Here is a 16,720-nt window from a genome sequence, read left to right on the forward strand (position 1 = left end):
GAAGTTGAGGCGCACCACGTCGACGCCGGCGGCGATCATCCGCTCCAGCACGCCCTCCCGGTCGCTGGCGGGGCCCAGGGTGGCGACGATCTTGGTGCGGCGAATCGGCTCGTGGATCGGAGCATGGGGCGGCAGTCGCGTCATGAGCGCCTCGGCAGTATCAGGATGGCACGGAAATCGTTGACGTTGGTGCGCGTCGGCCCGGTCACGACCAGGTCATCGAGCGCCTCGAAGAAGGTATAGGCATCATTGCGTGACAGATAGGCCGCCGGGTCAAGGCCGAGCGATGCCATGCGCGCCCAACAGTCGGGGCCGAAGATGGCACCGGCGTTGTCCTCGGAGCCGTCGATGCCGTCGGTGTCGATGGCCAGGGCGTGGATCCCCTCGGCGCCCTCGAGGGACGTGAACAGCCCCAGCAGATACTCGACGTTGCGCCCGCCGCGGCCATCACCGGCGACCGTCACGCTGGTCTCGCCCCCGGACAGGATCAAGAGCGGACGCTCGAGCTCGGCTTGAGCGGCGAGCGCCATGCGCCCGTGCTCGCCTCCCAGCTCCCGGGCCTCACCCTCGAGATCATCGCCCAGCAGGCGCACCTCGACCCCATCGGCCTCGGCGGACTCGCGGCCGGCCGCCAGGGCATCCCGGGCGCGGGCCAGGATCTCGTGGACATCGCGGGAAAAGCCCGGATCTTCCGGGCGCGGCGCCTCATGATTGGCTTCCAGCTGATGGCGCACCGCCGCGGATACCACGATGCCGTAGCGCTCGAGGATCGCCAGCGCCTCGGCCGGCTTGGTGGCATCGGGCAGGGTCGGCCCGGAGGCGATCAGCGAGGCCTCGTCGCCGGGCACATCGGAGATCAGCCAGGTCAGCACCTGGGCCGGGTGCGCGGCCGCGGCCAGGCGCCCGCCCTTGATCGCCGACAGGTGCCGCCGCACGGCGTTGATCTCGCGGATCGGTGCACCGCTCCTCAGCAGTGCCTTGTTGATGGCCTGCTTCTCGTCAAGCGGGATACCCGGCGCCGGCAGGGTCATCAAGGCCGAACCGCCGCCGGAGACCAGCGCGATGACCCGATCCTCCTCACCCAGCGTCTCGACGGCCTCGAGCATGCGTCGGGCGGCTCGCTCGCTCAGGTCGTCGGGCATCGGGTGCGCGGCCTCGAGGACCTCGATATGGCGACACTCGGTGCCCCGACCTTGAGGACCATGGCCGTAGCGGGTCACCACCAGGCCGGACAGCGGCGCCTCGGGCTGACGCGCCATCCATGCACGCTCCAGGGCGCTTGCCATGGCCGCCGCCGCCTTGCCGGCCCCGACCACCAGGGTGCGGCCGGCCGGGGGATCGGGCAGCCGGTCGGGCAGCAGGGTGTCGGGATGCACGGCCGCCACGGCGGTATCGCCGAGCCGCCTGAGCCAGGCGCGCGCCGTCTCGGGGCGCACACGGGGAAACGGAGGGGAAGGGGCATTCATTCGGGGGTCTCCTTGGCAAAAGGGCCCGGTGACGAGCCAGGGTCTATAGGGGAAGGCTCGATACCGGGCAAGGGACCGTCAAGCGACGATCCAGGTAGACGACGACCCGACGCCTACCCGCAGGGAGCAGTCACCTCCCCTGTCTCCCGCCGAGCATCGCTCGATGCACGGCGGGACAAACTCAGTGGCTGCCGATCTCATGGTCGGCGAGCCGCTCCAGGGCACGGGCGATGCCGGCGTGATCCCAGTCGGCGCCGCCGTTGGCGGCACAGGCCTGGAACAGCTGCTGGGCATTGGCGGTGCCGGGCAGCGCGAGGTCGAGGCTGCGCGCGCCTTCGAGTGCCAGGTTGAGGTCCTTCTGATGCAGCTTGATCTTGAAGCCGGGATCGAAGGTGCGGTTGATCATGCGTTCGCCGTGCACGTCGAGGATCTTCGACTGGGCCAGGCCGCCGAGCAGCGACTCGCGAACCTTGGCCACGTCGGCGCCGGCCTTGGAGGCGAACAGCAGGCCCTCGGAGACCGCCTCGATGGTCAGCGCGACGACGATCTGGTTGGCCACCTTGCAGGTCTGGCCGGCGCCCTGATCGCCGATGTGGGTGATGGTCTTGCCCATGATCTCGAGCAGCGGCTCGGCCCGAGTGAAACCTTCCGGGGTCGCGCCGACCATGATGGTCAGGGCGGCGTTGATGGCGCCGCCCTCGCCGCCGGAGACCGGGGCGTCGACGTACTCGCCGCCGGCGTCCTGGATGCGCTTGGCGAACTCCTGGGTGGCCAGCGGGGCGATCGAGCTCATGTCGATCACCAGGGTGCCGGGCTGGAGGCCCTCGATGACGCCGCCCTCGCCGAACAGTACCTGCTCGACGTCGGGGGTGTCCGGCACCATGGTGATGACCACTTCGGAGGCCTCGGCGACCGCCTTGGGATCATCGAGTTCCTGCATGCCCTTGGAGGCCAGGGTCTCGTCCAGGCTGCCACGCTTGACGGTGGCGAGGGTGTGGCCGGCGTCCAGCAGGTGGCCCGCCATGGGGCGGCCCATGATGCCAAGGCCGATAAAACCGATCTTGCTCATGATGATTCTCCTGTCACTTGCGTGGTGCGTCGCATCGTCTCTCGATCTGTCCTGGTGCGAAACGCGTTACGCGCGATGGCGGGTCGGTCGCCGCCGGCGCGGAGGAGCCGGCATATACGTCCGTACATGAGGACTCCGAGCACCGCCGGCGATCGAGATGCCGAGCGCCGTCGCGTTTCAGCGTACGGCATCCAGCCAGCCCAGGCCTTCCTGGGTCGAGCCGGCCGGCTTGTACTCGCAGCCGATCCAGCCCTGGTAGCCCAGGCGCTCGAGGTGGCCGAACAGGAAGGGATAGTTGATCTCGCCGGTGCCCGGCTCGTGACGGCCCGGGTTGTCGGCGATCTGAACGTGGGCGATGCGATCGAGGTGCTTCTCGATGGTCGGCGCCAGGTCCCCTTCCATGATCTGCATGTGATAGATGTCGTACTGCAGCTTGAGGTTGCTCGAGCCCACCTCGTCGAACAGCGCCAGCGCCTGCTCGGTGCGGTTGAGGTAGAAGCCCGGGATGTCGCGGGTGTTGATCGGCTCGGCGATCAGCAGCAGGCCGGCGGCCTCGAGCTTCTCGGCGGCGAAGCGCAGGTTGTCGACCAGCGTCTTGCGGGCCTCGTCATCGCTCACGTCCTGCGGCTGGATGCCGGCTAGGCAGTTGACCTGGGTGTTGCCGAGCACCTTGGCGTACTCGATGGCGCGATCGACCCCGGCGCGGAACTCCTCGACGCGATCCGGATGGCAGGCGATGCCGCGCTCGCCGGCGCCCCAGTCACCGGCCGGCAGGTTGAACAGCACCTGGGTCAGGCCGTTGTCGTCGAGGCGCTGCTTGATCTCGGCGGCCTCGAAGTCGTAGGGAAAGAGGTACTCCACGCCCTTGAAGCCGGCCTGGGCGGCGGCCTGGAAGCGGTCGAGGAAGTCGACCTCGGGGAACAGCATGCTGAGATTGGCGGCAAACTTGGCCATGTGAATCTCCCTGTGTCTTCTCGTGTATGTCAGCGTACGTCGCGGGCCGCCCGGCCACCGGTCCCCACCGATGGCCGGGCGACCACCGTCCTCAGCGCAGGGCGGCGATGGAGCTCGGGGCGTCGGCTTCGTTCTCGGCCAGCGCCTCGAACTCGTTGACGGTGCTCAAGTCCTTGCCGCTCATCGAGATGTTGGTGACCCGCTCGAGGATCACCTCCACCACGACCGGCACCTGGTGCTGGTCCTTGAGCTGCTTGGCCTCCGCCAGTGCCGAGGCGATTTCCTCGGGGTCGGTCACGCGGATCGCCTTGCAACCCAGGCCCTCGACCACGGAGACGTGATCCACGCCGTAGCCGTTGATCTCCGGGCAGTTGATGTTCTCGAACGACAGCTGGACCTGGTAGTCCATGTCGAAGCCGCGTTGGGCCTGGCGGATCAGCCCCAGGTAGGAGTTGTTCACCAGCACGTGGATGTAGGGCAGGTTGAACTGCGCCCCCACCGCCAGCTCCTCGATCATGAACTGGAAGTCATAGTCGCCGGACAGCGCCACGATGTCAGCCTGCGGATCGGCGCGACGCACCCCCAGTGCGGCCGGGATGGTCCAGCCCAGCGGGCCGGCCTGACCGCAGTTGATCCAGTGGCGCGGCTTGTAGACGTGCAGGAACTGGGCGCCGGCGATCTGCGACAGGCCGATGGCCGTCACGTAGCGGGTGTTCTTACCGAACGCCTGGTTCATCTCCTCATACACACGCTGCGGCTTGACCGGCACGTCGTCGAAGTGGGTCTTGCGTAGCATCGTGCGCTTGCGCTCCTGGCACTCCTCGGCCCACTGGCTGCGATCCTTTAGCTTGCCTTCGGCCTGCCATTGCTTGGCCACCTCGACGAACAGCTCGAGGGCCGCCTTGGCGTCGGAAACGATGCCGAGATCCGGGCCGAAGATGCGGCCGATCTGGAACGGCTCGATATCGACGTGAACGAAGGTTCGGCCTTCGGTATAGGTGGCCAGATCCCCGGTGTGACGGTTGGCCCAACGGTTGCCGATGCCCATCACGAAGTCGGCTTCGAGCATGCTGGCATTACCGTAACGGTGCGAGGTCTGCAGCCCCACCATGCCGGCCATCAACTTGTGATCGTCGGGAATGGTGCCCCAGCCCATCAGCGTCGGGATGACCGGCACCCCGGTGATCTCGGCGAACTCGGTGAGCAGGTCGCTGGCATCGGCGTTGATGATGCCGCCCCCGGCCACCAGCAGCGGTCTGTCGGCCGCGTCGAGCATGCCCAGCGCCTTCTCGACCTGGCCACGGGTCGCGGCGGGCTTGTAGCCCGGAAGCGGCTCATAGGTATCCGGGTCGAACTCGATCTCGGTCATCTGCACGTCGATCGGCAGGTCGAGCAGCACCGGTCCCGGGCGGGAGCTACGCATGATCTGGAAGGCCTGCTGGAAGGCCCGCGGCACCTGGGCCGGCTCACGCACGGTGATCGCCCATTTGGTGACCGGGTCGGCGATGGCCTGGATGTCGACCGCCTGGAAGTCCTCCTTGTGCAGCTTGCTGGCCGGCGCCTGGCCGGTGATGCACAGGATGGGGATGGAATCGGCGATGGCCGAATAGAGCCCGGTGATCATGTCGGTGCCGGCCGGGCCTGAGGTGCCGATGCACACGCCGATGTTGCCAGGCTTCGTGCGGGTGTAGCCCTCGGCCATGTGCGAGGCCCCCTCGACGTGGCGCGCCAGCACGTGATCCACACCACCGACCGTGCGCATGGCGGCATAGAAGGGATTGATGGCGGCGCCGGGCAGGCCGAAGGCGACATCGATACCTTCCTTGCGCAGCACGTGAACGGCGGCTTCCGCAGCAGTCATGCGAGCCATGGCGAGCTCCTCCAGTCGATTGTTATGTTTTTGGAAACATTTTCTGTATACAAAGACTAGGCGGATGGGCGACATTTCGTCAATGGCCTATGGAAAATTTTTCCAATTTATTTATCGACTACAAAAAACCATTATTTTCAGCATCTTGAAGGAAAAAGCCATGTTTCCCTAAGGAACGACCCAAGGGCTCGCCCCTGGCTGCCACCACTCGCCGGCCTCGAGCCGCCCCCTGCGCGGCTCGAGGCCACCAACGACGACACCCGCCGAAGGGCGGGTGTCGTCTGGATGCAGCCTCTTTCCGCGCGGGGCATGTCACGCGCCCGAGCGATGCCGTTGTGTGACGCGCCGACTCAACGACGCTGGCTGTAGGGCAACGCCATGTGCCGATTCACGTCCTTGTACAGCAAGTAACGGAAGGGCCCCGGACCGCCGGCATAGCAGGCCTGCGGGCAGAAGGCGCGCAGCCACATGTAGTCGCCGGCCTCGACCTCGACCCACTGCTGATTGAGATGGTAGACCGCCTTGCCCTCGAGCACGTAGAGGCCATGCTCCATCACATGGGTCTCGTCGAAGGGGATCACGCCACCCGGCTGGAAGGTGACGATGGTCACGTGCATGTCGTGGCGCAGATCGTCTTGGTCGACGAAACGCGTGGTCGCCCAGACCTCGTCGCAGTCGGGCATCACCGTGGGCGCGATGTCGTTCTCGTTGGTGACGAAGGCCTCCGGCACCTCGATCCCGTCGACGAACTCGTAGGCCTTGCGGATCCAGTGGAAGCATACCGGGGCATCGGCCTCGTTACGCAGCTGCCAGTCGCTGCCCGGCGGGATGAAGGCATAGCCCCCCGGCACCATGCGATGCGCTTCGCCGTCGAGGGTCAGCGTCATCTCGCCGTCGACCACGAACAGCACGCCCTCGGCGCCGGGGTCGGTCTCCGGCCGCTCGCTGCCGCCACCGGGGGAGACCTCCATGATGTACTGGGAGAAGGTCTCGGCGAAGCCGGACAACGGCCGCGACAGCACCCACAGCCGAGTGTTCTCCCAGTGCGGCAGCTTGCTGGTGACGATGTCGCGATACACGCCCTTGGGGATCACCGCGAAGGCCTCGGTGAACATGGCCCGGTCGGTGGTCATCACCTGCTGGCTCGGGTGACCGCCCCGGGGGGCGTAGTACTGATGAGAGGACTGGCGTGGCTGACTCATGGAGTGGGCTCCTGTGCGCGGTGGCTCGGTGCGACGGCCTCGCCTGGTGGCAGGGTCACGCGGAGTTCGATCGGATGTTCATCGCAGTTGTTGCCCTCGCCGCCGCGGTCGACGACCAGGAACTCGCCCTCGCGCTCGAGCACCGATTGGATGGCGTGCCAGGTGCCGGCCGCATAGTTGACGCCCTGGCGGCCGTCGGTGACGAAGGCCCGCACCTCGGCGGGATCGATGGCCTCGCCCGCTGGCGCCACCACGACGATGAAGCGCTCCTCGTGCAGCGGCATGAAGGCCTGGCTGCCCTGGGGATGGCGCTCGAGGAAGGCGAGCTCCAGCGGCACCGCGACCGGCTGGCTGACGAAGATGCTGATCAGCGTGCGCGCCTGTTCGCCGAGGGTCTCGACCCGGGCCAGGTCATGGTGGCGCCGCGTGCGGCCGGCATTGATGGGAAAATGATCGGACGTGCGAGCATCGAGCACCTCGCCGAACGGGGCGAAGGCCTCCGGCGTCAGGGGCCGAGCTTGGAGGTCGAACATGCGGATGTCTCCTGCTGAAACGCCTGGCGGGGAGGCGCGATGCTCTGCCCCGACACGCATCGGATGACTCAGGTGGCCGAATGATGCTCGGCCCAGTGGCGGGCGATGTCCACGCGGCGGGTGACCCAGACGCGATCGTGGGCCTCGATGTGGTCGAGGAAGCGCTGCAAGGCGCGGAAGCGACCGGGGCGCCCCAGCAAGCGGCAGTGCATGCCCACGGAAAGCATCTTCGGCGTGTCCTCGCCTTCCGCGTAGAGCACGTCGAAGGCATCGCGCAGGTAGCTGAAGAAGTGGTCCGCGGTGTTGAAGCCCTGGGGCGCGGCGAAACGCATGTCGTTGGTATCCAGGGTGTAGGGCACCACCAGGTGGCGATGCTCCTGGCCCTGGCTGTCGGCCTCGCGGGTCCAGAACGGCAGGTCATCGCCATAGTAGTCGCTGTCGTAGAGGAAGTTGCCTTCGTCGAGCACCAGGCGGCGGGTGTTGGGGCTGTCGCGCCCGGTGTACCAGCCCAGCGGCTTCTCGCCGTAGAGCGACTGGAAGATCTCGATGGCACGACGCATGTGCTCACGCTCGACGCTTTCCGGCACGTTCTGGTAGTGGATCCAGCGATAGCCGTGGCAGGCGACCTCGTGACCCAGCTCCTTGAAGGCGTGGGCTACCTCGGGGTGGCGCTCCAGCGCCATGGCCACGCCGAACACCGTCAACGACAGGCCACGCCGCTCGAATTCACGCAGGATCCGCCACACGCCGGCCCGCGAGCCGTATTCGTAGATCGACTCCATGCTCAGATGGCGATCGGGGAAGGCCGGGGCGCCGATGATCTCGGAGAGGAACTGCTCGGAGCCCTCGTCGCCATGCAGCACGCAGTTCTCGCCGCCCTCCTCGTAGTTGAGCACGAACTGCACGGCGATCCGCGCCCTGCCCGGCCACTTGGCCTCGGGCGGCGTGCGGCCGTAGCCGATCAGGTCGCGCGGATAGTCGCGTGTCGGGGTCATGGCGAGGCCTCTTGTTGTTGTCGAGAGTTATCGAGAGTGGCGGCCGACCGCTGTCGCGAGATGACAACCGATGGCGAGCGCGCGGCGTCCACGGCCCGGACAAGCATCGATGCGGGGCACCCTCATGAACGACATGAAGTGTATACAATAAGATTGTAGAGCTGTACCCAATCGACTTGCAAGCCACTCGATAGTCGACCCCGATAGCGTCACGCGCAGCCAGCCTCATGGCGGTCGCTCAGGCCAGCGGGCGCCGACCTCGCAGGCGGCATACACGCCACCCGCGGCTCGCCAAGGGGCTCAGTCGGAGAAGATCTCGTAGAGGTCCGGCGCTTCATCCTCGGGCTCATGGATCGCGAGCGAGGCCTCGATCGCCTGGAGGTGACGGCTCATGAAGTCGCGGGCCCGCTCGCCATCGCCGCGCTCCAGGTGGCGCAGCAGGCTCTCGTGGTCGTGAGTCTCACAGCCCAGATGGCCGGCATTGCCGTAGACGGCGAGGATCAGCGAGGAGCGTGAACAGAGCTGCTCGACGAAGGCCGCCAGGGTGGCGTTGCCGGAGAGCTTCGCCAGCACGCCATGGAAGGCGGCGGACAGCTTGATCGCGGCGCTCTGCTCGCCGGCCTCCAGGGCCTCGCGCTCGCGACGCTCCATGTCATGCAGTCGCTCGAGGTCGGCGGCGTCGATGCGTCGCGCCACGTCCGGCATCAACCCGCACTCGACCATCTGACGCGCCGCGAAGACATCTCGGGCCTCCTCGGCGGTGGGCCGTGTCACGCTGGCACCGCGCCGTGGGGTCAGCGTAACCAACTGCTCCAGGGCCAGTTGCTGCAGGATCTTGCGGATGCCCGTACGGCTGATGCCGAAGATCTCCGACAGGGCATCCTCGCGCAGCCGCGCCCCCGGCTTGAGACGATGCTCGATGATCGCATCGCTGATCGAGCGATGGATCGCCGCGTGGCGTTCGTCGCCGTGCTGCCCGGATGACTCGTTACCCGAAGCCGGCTGGCTCGCGGCGTCGACCTGACGCTGACTCATGGATGACTCACCTTGTGACGATTCCCGAGCCTCATTGTATACGCCTTGCTTGCCACGACACGACCGGCGCATGGCGGCGGCGGGCTCAGGGGGCCCAGCCGGCGATCGTCGCACGCTCCTCGTCGGTCATCTGGGTCATGTTGCCAAGCGGCATGTAGCCGCTCGCGATCACCTGCTTGACCTGCGCGGCCTGGCGCCGCAGCTGGTCCTCGGTCTCGAGGCTGACCCCGGCGGGCGCCGCCGCGAAGCCTGCATGCTCGGGGTGCTGGGCATGGCAGGACACGCAGCGCTCCTCGATGATCGCATGAACCTCGCCCATCGCCCCCTCGGCCGCGATCTCGCTACCGCTCCCGGCGGCCTCATCGCCGCCGGGAGCGGAGGCTTCTTCACCGACCGTGGGCGACTCGGTGCTGGCGCTGGCGGCGTCGTTGCTGCCGGACGGCGCCCCGATCCACACCGCCACCAGGATCAGCGCCACCCCGGCGGCCGGATAGGCCGGCTTCGTCTGGCCGGCGTGCATCAGCACGAAGAACTGGCGGATCAGCGCCCCGGCGAAGATGAACAACACCATGATCAGCCAGGACAACTCATGGGTGTAGGCGAAGGAATAGTGGTTGCTGAGCATCAGCAGTACCACCGGCAGGGTGAAGTAGGTGTTGTGCACCGAGCGCTGCTTGCCGCGCTTGCCGTCGATGGGGTTCGGCGTCTCGCCGGCCTTCATCGCCTTCACCATGCGTCGCTGGCCGGGGATGATCCAGAAGAACACGTTGGCCGACATGGCGGTGGCCATCACCGCGCCGGTGAGCAGGAAGGCCGCGCGGCCGGCGAATATCTGGGTGCTCAGGTAGGCGACGACCACCATCAGCACGGCCACGCCCAGGCTCAGCAAGCCATCGCGCTCCATGTTGGGGCTGATGCGCTTGCACATCTCGTTGTACACGACCCAGCCGCCGAGCAGGAAGATCAGCGCCACGACGTTGGCCTGCCAGCCGCTCAGGCTGGCGGCCCATTCCCAGCTGCTGCCCGGGTTGACCAGGTAGAAGCTCGGGTTGGCCATGTAGAGCAGCATGAACAGCCCGAAGCCCGACAGCCAGGTGGTATAGGCCTTCCAGAACGACCAATGCAGGTCCGCGGGCAGCTTGGCCGGGGCACTGGCATACTTCTGGTTATGGTAGAAACCGCCGCCATGCACGGCCCACATTTCACCGAACACGCCCTTGTGCTGGTCTTCCGCCGCCTTGGGCGAGCGCAGGCCGTTGTCCAGCATCACGAAATAGATCGACTCACCGATCCAGGCCACGGCGGCGATCACATGCAGCCACCTCAAGAGCAGGTTGGCGAAGTCGAGTAAGTAGGCTTCCATCGGTCAGGCCTCGTTGGAATTATGTGATGGTTGTCTCGATTCGAGCGCTACAGGAAACGGCTGATTCATGTCACGAGCGCGGGAAGGCGGGTCGCCGCCGGATCGTCGTCACCGGAATGTCGCCTGCCACATGAGGATGGCGAGCACCGCCGACGGCCAGGATGCCCAACGCCGTCATGAATCAGCGTGTCCTCAGCTGCCCCGATAGGTGGAGTAGCCATACGGCGACAGCAACAGGGGGACGTGATAGTGCTGGGTGGCATCGGCGACGCCGAAACGCAGCGGGATCGCGTCGAGGAAGCGTGGCGCCGTTGCGGCGACACCCCGGCGATCCAGGTACTCGCCGACATGGAAGACCAGTTCATACTCGCCGGCGACGAAGGTCTCGCCTTCCAGCAGCGGCGCGTCACAGCGACCATCGTCGTTGGTCACGACCTCGCCAAGCCGTCGATGCTCGCCATCCGTCAGGCGATAGATCTCGATACGGATGCCCTCGCCCGGAAGGCCCAGGGCGGTGTCCAGCACGTGGGTGGTGAGATAACCCATCGTCGTCTCCTCAATGATGTGCATGGTGTCGGCCGCCTGCGCCGTCGAAGGCTCGCGGCATCGGGCGCCCGTCCGGCGGGCATATCATCGCGAACGATGGGCCTGCCGCCCGGACGCCATATCTAGCAACAGTTCTAGCTTTATATGGAGTACATTTCAAATACTTTATTGTATACACTTTTGGCTGATACCCTGAGCTTCACCTGTCGCGCCACTCTGGAGACCGATGCATGACCTCAAAGACGCTATCCCCACGCCCCAGCCAGCTGGACCACGCGGCCTTCGTCGAGCAATTCGGCGACATCTACGAGCACTCGCCCTGGGTGGCCGAGCTGGCCTGGCAACACGGCCTGGGCCCCGAGCAGGACAGCCCCACAGGGCTGGCCGTCGCCATGGGCCGTGTGCTCGACGAGGCCGCCCCCGAGCGCCAGCTCGAGGTGATCCGCGCCCACCCCGACCTGGCCGGCAAGGCGGCCATCTCCGGGGCGCTCACCGACGACTCCACCCGTGAACAGGCCGGCGCCGGCCTCGACCAGTGCACGCCCGAGGAGATGGCCCGCTTCGAACGTCTCAACGCCGCCTACAAGCAGCGCTTCGGCTTTCCCTTCGTGATGGCGGTCAAGGGCAGCGACCGCCACGCCATCCTGGCCGCCTTCGCGACACGCCTGGAGCATGGCCTCGACGAGGAACGCCGCACCGCCATCGAGCAGATCAACCACATCGCCGCCTTCCGACTGGAAGCACGCGCCGACTGATCGACACCGTCCGCACCAAGAGGCGCCGCCGGATCCCCGGCGGCGCTTCTTGCTTATCGACCCGAGGGGCTCATGACCCTGGCTCGACCGCCATCAGCGCTGCCAGCTCGCCGCGGCGCCCGACATTCGTGCACCGGATGACCTCGACTCGGGGGACGCTTGCGACGCGGAAGAGGCCTGAGGCTCCGAAGGCTCTTGCGCCTTTGCGTCCGAGCCCGCCTCGGAGGCCGCATCCGCCTCGGCGATCGCCTCGCGCTCCCGCGCCTCATCCGCCAGGGTGGTACGCGGCAGCACCAGGTTAAGCACGAAGGCGGTGATCGCCGCGACCACGATCGGCGCCCCGCCGATCACGCTCTGCAGGGTCTCGGGAAACTCGGCGATCGCCGAAGGCACCGCGGCGATGCCCAGGCTCAGCGCCAGGGCCAGGCCGACGATGGTCATGTTGCGCGCCGACAGCTCGTCCTTGGTCAACAGCTGGATCCCGGTCATGGTGATCATCCCGAAGACGGTGATGGTGGCGCCGCCCAGTACCGGGTAGGGGATGGTCGTCATCAGCGCGCCGAACTTGGGGCTGAAGCCGGCCACCAGCATGAACACGCCGGCGATGCTCAGCACCACCCGGCTGACGACCTTGGTCATCGCCACGATGCCCACGTTCTGGCTGAAGGTGGAGGTCGGCAAGGCACCGAAGAAGGCGCTCACGGCGGTCGTCAGGCCATTGCCCAGCAGGCCGCCGGTCAACTCCCGGGTCTTCAGCTCGCGGTTCATGCCGGCCACGCTGGTCGCCGACAGGTCGCCGATGGTCTGCACCGAGTTGATCACACAGATCACCACCAGCGAGACGATGGCGGCGGAGTGAAACTCCATCTCGAATGGCATCAGCGTCGGCACGGCCAGCCAGCGGGCCCCGGCCACCTGGCTGAAGTCGACCATGCCCAACGGCAACGCGACCAGGTACCCGACCAGCAGGCCGACGATGATCGCCGACAGCTTGACCACCCCGCGGCCGAACTGGGAGGCCAACAGCACCGTCACCAGGGTCAGCCCTCCCACGCCCCAGTTCTTAAGCTCGCCGAACTGCGGCGCATCGACGTTGCCGCTGCCGGCGATGTAGCGGATGGCGATGTCGTACAGCGACAACCCGATCACCAGCACCACGGTGCCCGCCACCACCGGCGGGAAGAGGTGACGGATGTACTGGATGAAATAGCCCACCACCATCATGGTGATGCCGCCGACCAGTTGGGCACCGAGGATGCCCTCGATGCCGAACTGACCGCCCACGGCGATCAGTGTCGGCACATAGGCGAAGCCCACCCCGAAGATCGCCGGCAGCCGGGCGCCAAACTTCCAGACACCGTAGAGATGGAAAAGCGTGCAGACCCCGGAGGCCAATACGGCGATCTGGATCAGTTGCAGCTTCTCTGCCGGGGACGATCCCACGACCCCGGCGATGATGATCGGCGGAGTAATGACGCCGGCGATCATCGCCAGCACGTGTTGCAGGGAAATCGGCAGGGCCTTGATCAAGCGCGGCCTGCCGTGGAAATCGAATAGCGACGTCTTGCTGGCATTGCTCTGCATGGTTTCGGCCTTCGGTGTGATGTTGTTGTGCGTTCAGCCGTCATCGTCTCGTCGGGGGTCTTACGCCGACGCATTGGATACATGGTTATCTTTATCGGAAACACCATAAATCCTAAAACTGTATACAATCAATAAAACATTCGCCTCACAACTCGCCGATAGTCCCGGCCTGGGCTTAAAACTCGATAGCCAGCACAAAAAAAGGCCACCGCATGGCGGTGGCCCTGAAGGCCCGGTCGGGCCTGTCGATGTCCGGCAGGTGCCGAACATCGCGTTAACCTTCTGGCGGCGCCTGCCGCCCCGGTTCGCCTAGCGGTAGGCCCCTTCGATATCGGTGACCCTCAATGCGTGACGGCCCACCCCGTCATGCAGATCGAGCATGCGTTCGCGCCAGGCGTAGACCGGATCGGCATTGGAGATCAGGTCGGCGCTGGACACGCAGTACGCCCACATGAAGAAGCCGAACACCAGGTAGTCGGCGCCACCGGGGGCATCACCATCCAGGAAATCGCTCTCCGACAGGCGGCCGCGCAGCGGCTCCAGGGCCGTATCGAGCTGCGAGAGTCCCTTGGCCGGCGAATGGAACTCCTCGAGGGTACACCCCAGGCGCGCCTCGCGGGTCTCGCGGAAATAGCTGCGATCGTCGGGATGGATGGCGTTGAACAGATCCATGACGATGGTACGCAGGATGGCCGGTGCCAGGGCGCGCTCGGAGTAGTGCTTGAAGAAGCGGGCGCGCGCCTCGGCCGCGCCGTCGCCGAGCAGCGGCGATTCGGGATAGGCGCGATCCAGGTATCGCATGATCTCGTAGCTGTCGTGGACCACCTCGTCGCCGTCCGCCAGCACCGGGACCTGCCCCTGACCGGAGAACGTCAGGGCCTCCTTCTCGGTGAAGTGCCAGGGACGCGTCTCCAGCGCCAGCCCCTTGTGGGCCAAGGCGAGACGGGCCCGCCAGCAGAAGGGGGAGAAATATAGCCGATCGTCGATACCACTCAGGTCATAGAGCACGCGTGTCATGCCGTCTCCTTAAGTCGCCGTTGGGAGGAAGGCCTCGATGGTGACAGGCCAGCGCCACGCTCGCCATAGTGCGGGCACCTCACCTTCTCTTGTCTATTGGTCGAAGCGGTGCATCGGCCAGGCGGTACACCGCACTCGCTAGCCATTTATCAAGTTGCTGAAAAATAACGGCATCTTCGCATGAAGCTGCGCAATGTCCACCCTCTCGATACTGGTAATACCAATTTACCTTGAATAGTCAGCCCCGTCATAGCCCCGTAAGATTCTCAAGGATCGTCGCCCACCAGCGGCCCACGACAACAACCATCATCACCGATGAGGGACCTCATCCATGCATGACTCATTACTGGCGCTATTGGCCTTCACTCCCCTGCTGCTGGCGGGGGTCCTGCTGATTGGCCTGCGCATGGCCGCGCGGATCGCCATGCCGATCGTCTTCGCCGTTACCGCCGTCATCGCCTTGCTCGTCTGGGACATGACCGCCACGCGGGTCCTGGCCTCGACCCTGCAGGGCCTGATGCTGACGGTGGCGATTTTATGGATCATCTTCGGTGCCATCCTGCTGCTCAACACCCTCAAGCATTCCGGCGGCATCACCGCCATCCGCAACGGCTTCTCGGGCATCAGCCCCGACCGACGCGTCCAGGCGATCATCGTCGCCTGGCTGTTCGGCTGCTTCATCGAGGGCGCCTCGGGCTTCGGCACGCCGGCGGCGGTGGCCGCACCACTGATGGTCGCGCTGGGCTTCCCGGCATTGGCCGCCGTGGTGGTCGGCATGATGATCCAATCCACGCCGGTGTCCTTCGGCGCAGTGGGCACACCGATCGTGGTCGGCGTCTCGGGCGGCCTCGACCAGGGCGGCATCAGCGCGGCCCTGGAGGCCGGTGGCGGCGGCTGGCTCGACTACTTCCACCTGATTGCCGGCGAGGTGGCGGTGATCCATGGCATCGTCGGCATGCTGATGCCGCTGATCATGGTGGTAATCATGGTGCGCTTCTTCGGCGCCAACCGCTCCTGGAAGGAAGGGCTCTCCATCACCCCCTTCGCGCTGTTCGCCGGCATCAGTTTCGTGGTGCCCTACGTCCTGGCCGGCGTACTGCTAGGGCCGGAGTTCCCGTCGATGATCGGTGCCATGGTGGGTCTGGCCATCGTCGTACCGGCGGCCCGTCGCGGCTTCCTGCTCCCCAAGGACACCTGGGACTTCCCGCCCTCCTCCGCCTGGCCGGATCAGTGGATCGGTAAGCTGGTGATCAAGACCGATGACGTGGTGGGCAAGACCCCCATTTCCACTTTCATGGGCTGGGTGCCCTACGTGCTGCTGGCCGTGCTCCTGGTGGCCTCGCGCACCATCGAGCCGCTCAAGAGCGCGCTGACCTCGCTCGCCTTCGGCTGGACCGACATCCTCGGCGAGGCCGGCGTGTCCGGCAGCATCCAGCCACTTTACCTGCCCGGCGGCATCCTGCTGGCGGTGGTACTGCTCACCGCGCTGCTGCACCGCATGCGCCTGAGTGAGCTGCGCGCCGCCTTCGGCGAGTCGACCCGCACCCTGGCCGGCGCCGGCTTCGTGCTGGTATTCACCATTCCCATGGTGCGCATCCTGATCAACTCCGGCGTCAACACCAGCGACCTGGTATCGATGCCGGTGGCCATGGCGAGCCTGGTGGCCGACGGCGTCGGTGGTATCTACCCCCTGTTCGCCCCTGCCGTGGGTGCCCTCGGCGCCTTCATCGCCGGCTCCAACACGGTCTCCAACCTGATGCTGTCGGACTTCCAGTTCAACATCGCCCAGCAGCTCGGCGTTTCCACCGCGTTCATGGTGGCCCTGCAAGCCGTGGGCGCCGCCGCGGGCAACATGATCGCCATCCACAACGTGGTCGCGGCTTCCGCCACCGTGGGCCTGCTCGGCCGCGAGGGCGAGACCATCCGCAAGACCCTACTGCCGACGATCTACTACGTGCTGGCGGCCGGGCTGATCGGCCTGATCGCCATCCAGCTGTGGGGCATCTCCGACCCCCTGCTGCGGATAGGCTGAGCCATTCCCCACCCGCGGCACCGGCCGCGGGTGGCCATCCCATCCATTGGTCTAAGGCACCACACACACCCTCTTCACCCCCTGCGATGCCATCCCTACTAAGCTATTGTTTGTCCACGGGAATGAATCGGGTCACTGGGTCGTTCCTCGTCGAGAGTCTTGGTCATACCAATGATCCACGGTAGCCACCCGAAGTCCTCGGAACGTATCGTTCTTGTCTCAAGCCTCCCCCGATGCCATCACGGTGAACCGCCTTCGCGGTCGTCTCGATGTGACCGGGGATGCCAATGGAAAATGTT

15 protein-coding genes are annotated in these 16,720 nt (G+C 66.1%); 2 read left to right on the plus strand and 13 right to left on the minus strand.

What is annotated here, in order from left to right; translation table 11 throughout:
* The 11 genes from ETC07_RS09375 to uraH all read right to left on the minus strand — a co-directional run.
* A partial coding sequence (locus tag ETC07_RS09375; RefSeq protein ID WP_136248257.1) for a pyruvate kinase occupies window positions 1-144 on the minus strand: 144 nt, incomplete at its 3' end.
* A complete protein-coding gene (locus ETC07_RS09380; RefSeq protein WP_136248258.1) occupies window positions 141-1,466 on the minus strand; it encodes a glycerate kinase type-2 family protein in 1,326 nt (441 codons plus the stop codon). The genes ETC07_RS09375 and ETC07_RS09380, both read right to left, overlap by 4 nt.
* Window positions 1,467-1,647: 181 nt before the next feature.
* Complete coding sequence (locus tag ETC07_RS09385) at window positions 1,648-2,535, minus strand: 2-hydroxy-3-oxopropionate reductase (RefSeq protein WP_136248259.1); 888 nt, start codon at window positions 2,533-2,535, stop codon at window positions 1,648-1,650.
* 177 nt (window positions 2,536-2,712) lie between these two features.
* Window positions 2,713-3,489, minus strand: coding sequence for a hydroxypyruvate isomerase (gene hyi / locus ETC07_RS09390; RefSeq protein ID WP_136248260.1), 777 nt, complete (start codon window positions 3,487-3,489; stop codon window positions 2,713-2,715).
* A gap of 91 nt (window positions 3,490-3,580) precedes the next feature.
* Window positions 3,581-5,359, minus strand: coding sequence for a glyoxylate carboligase (gcl, locus tag ETC07_RS09395; protein WP_136248261.1), 1,779 nt, complete (start codon window positions 5,357-5,359; stop codon window positions 3,581-3,583).
* 350 nt (window positions 5,360-5,709) lie between these two features.
* Window positions 5,710-6,561, minus strand: coding sequence for a bifunctional allantoicase/(S)-ureidoglycine aminohydrolase (locus tag ETC07_RS09400; protein ID WP_136248262.1), 852 nt, complete (start codon window positions 6,559-6,561; stop codon window positions 5,710-5,712).
* Window positions 6,558-7,094 (minus strand): ureidoglycolate lyase, encoded by a 537-nt coding sequence (locus tag ETC07_RS09405; protein ID WP_136248263.1) that lies wholly within the window; start codon window positions 7,092-7,094, stop codon window positions 6,558-6,560. The genes ETC07_RS09400 and ETC07_RS09405 overlap by 4 nt, the downstream gene beginning before the upstream one ends.
* Window positions 7,095-7,162: 68 nt before the next feature.
* Window positions 7,163-8,089 (minus strand): allantoinase PuuE, encoded by a 927-nt coding sequence (puuE, locus tag ETC07_RS09410; protein ID WP_136248264.1) that lies wholly within the window; start codon window positions 8,087-8,089, stop codon window positions 7,163-7,165.
* Window positions 8,090-8,389: 300 nt separating this feature from the next.
* Window positions 8,390-9,124 (minus strand): GntR family transcriptional regulator, encoded by a 735-nt coding sequence (locus ETC07_RS09415; RefSeq protein ID WP_136248265.1) that lies wholly within the window; start codon window positions 9,122-9,124, stop codon window positions 8,390-8,392.
* Window positions 9,125-9,209: 85 nt separating this feature from the next.
* Window positions 9,210-10,487, minus strand: coding sequence for a urate hydroxylase PuuD (locus tag ETC07_RS09420; protein ID WP_136248266.1), 1,278 nt, complete (start codon window positions 10,485-10,487; stop codon window positions 9,210-9,212).
* Window positions 10,488-10,679: 192 nt separating this feature from the next.
* Window positions 10,680-11,033 carry a hydroxyisourate hydrolase gene (gene uraH, locus ETC07_RS09425; RefSeq protein WP_136248267.1) on the minus strand — a complete coding sequence of 118 codons (354 nt, stop codon included), beginning with the start codon at window positions 11,031-11,033 and terminating at the stop codon, window positions 10,680-10,682.
* A gap of 230 nt (window positions 11,034-11,263) precedes the next feature.
* On the opposite strand from uraH, the gene uraD reads away from it, so the two are divergent.
* The gene (gene uraD / locus ETC07_RS09430) at window positions 11,264-11,788 is read left to right on the plus strand and encodes a 2-oxo-4-hydroxy-4-carboxy-5-ureidoimidazoline decarboxylase (RefSeq protein WP_136248268.1); all 525 of its coding nucleotides are present in this window, start codon (window positions 11,264-11,266) and stop codon (window positions 11,786-11,788) included.
* A gap of 93 nt (window positions 11,789-11,881) precedes the next feature.
* Here the strand turns inward: uraD and ETC07_RS09435 are convergent, their stop codons facing one another.
* Window positions 11,882-13,372 (minus strand): uracil-xanthine permease family protein, encoded by a 1,491-nt coding sequence (locus ETC07_RS09435; protein WP_240724609.1) that lies wholly within the window; start codon window positions 13,370-13,372, stop codon window positions 11,882-11,884.
* A gap of 309 nt (window positions 13,373-13,681) precedes the next feature.
* Window positions 13,682-14,389 (minus strand): glutathione S-transferase N-terminal domain-containing protein, encoded by a 708-nt coding sequence (locus ETC07_RS09440; RefSeq protein ID WP_136248269.1) that lies wholly within the window; start codon window positions 14,387-14,389, stop codon window positions 13,682-13,684.
* Between the two features lie 331 nt (window positions 14,390-14,720).
* Between ETC07_RS09440 and ETC07_RS09445 the strand changes: the two genes are divergently transcribed.
* On the plus strand, window positions 14,721-16,421 hold the full coding sequence (locus ETC07_RS09445; protein WP_136248270.1) for an L-lactate permease: 1,701 nt from the start codon (window positions 14,721-14,723) through the stop codon (window positions 16,419-16,421).
* Window positions 16,422-16,720 lie beyond the last annotated feature (299 nt).

Origin of the sequence: Halomonas borealis (assembly GCF_004798905.1) — a bacterium.
GTDB classification, from domain to species: Bacteria; Pseudomonadota; Gammaproteobacteria; order Pseudomonadales; family Halomonadaceae; genus Halomonas; species Halomonas borealis.

What these genes read in the sequence shown, in the direction of transcription:
- ETC07_RS09380 (WP_136248258.1), bottom strand. Translation starts at nt 1,466, where the DNA reads ATGAATGCCCCTTCCCCTCCGTTTCCCCGTGTGCGCCCCGAGACGGCG.
- ETC07_RS09385 (WP_136248259.1), bottom strand. Translation starts at nt 2,535, where the DNA reads ATGAGCAAGATCGGTTTTATCGGCCTTGGCATCATGGGCCGCCCCATG.
- hyi (WP_136248260.1), bottom strand. Translation starts at nt 3,489, where the DNA reads ATGGCCAAGTTTGCCGCCAATCTCAGCATGCTGTTCCCCGAGGTCGAC.
- gcl (WP_136248261.1), bottom strand. Translation starts at nt 5,359, where the DNA reads ATGGCTCGCATGACTGCTGCGGAAGCCGCCGTTCACGTGCTGCGCAAG.
- ETC07_RS09400 (WP_136248262.1), bottom strand. Translation starts at nt 6,561, where the DNA reads ATGAGTCAGCCACGCCAGTCCTCTCATCAGTACTACGCCCCCCGGGGC.
- ETC07_RS09405 (WP_136248263.1), bottom strand. Translation starts at nt 7,094, where the DNA reads ATGTTCGACCTCCAAGCTCGGCCCCTGACGCCGGAGGCCTTCGCCCCG.
- puuE (WP_136248264.1), bottom strand. Translation starts at nt 8,089, where the DNA reads ATGACCCCGACACGCGACTATCCGCGCGACCTGATCGGCTACGGCCGC.
- ETC07_RS09415 (WP_136248265.1), bottom strand. Translation starts at nt 9,124, where the DNA reads ATGAGTCAGCGTCAGGTCGACGCCGCGAGCCAGCCGGCTTCGGGTAAC.
- ETC07_RS09420 (WP_136248266.1), bottom strand. Translation starts at nt 10,487, where the DNA reads ATGGAAGCCTACTTACTCGACTTCGCCAACCTGCTCTTGAGGTGGCTG.
- uraH (WP_136248267.1), bottom strand. Translation starts at nt 11,033, where the DNA reads ATGGGTTATCTCACCACCCACGTGCTGGACACCGCCCTGGGCCTTCCG.
- uraD (WP_136248268.1), top strand. Translation starts at nt 11,264, where the DNA reads ATGACCTCAAAGACGCTATCCCCACGCCCCAGCCAGCTGGACCACGCG.
- ETC07_RS09435 (WP_240724609.1), bottom strand. Translation starts at nt 13,372, where the DNA reads ATGCAGAGCAATGCCAGCAAGACGTCGCTATTCGATTTCCACGGCAGG.
- ETC07_RS09440 (WP_136248269.1), bottom strand. Translation starts at nt 14,389, where the DNA reads ATGACACGCGTGCTCTATGACCTGAGTGGTATCGACGATCGGCTATAT.
- ETC07_RS09445 (WP_136248270.1), top strand. Translation starts at nt 14,721, where the DNA reads ATGCATGACTCATTACTGGCGCTATTGGCCTTCACTCCCCTGCTGCTG.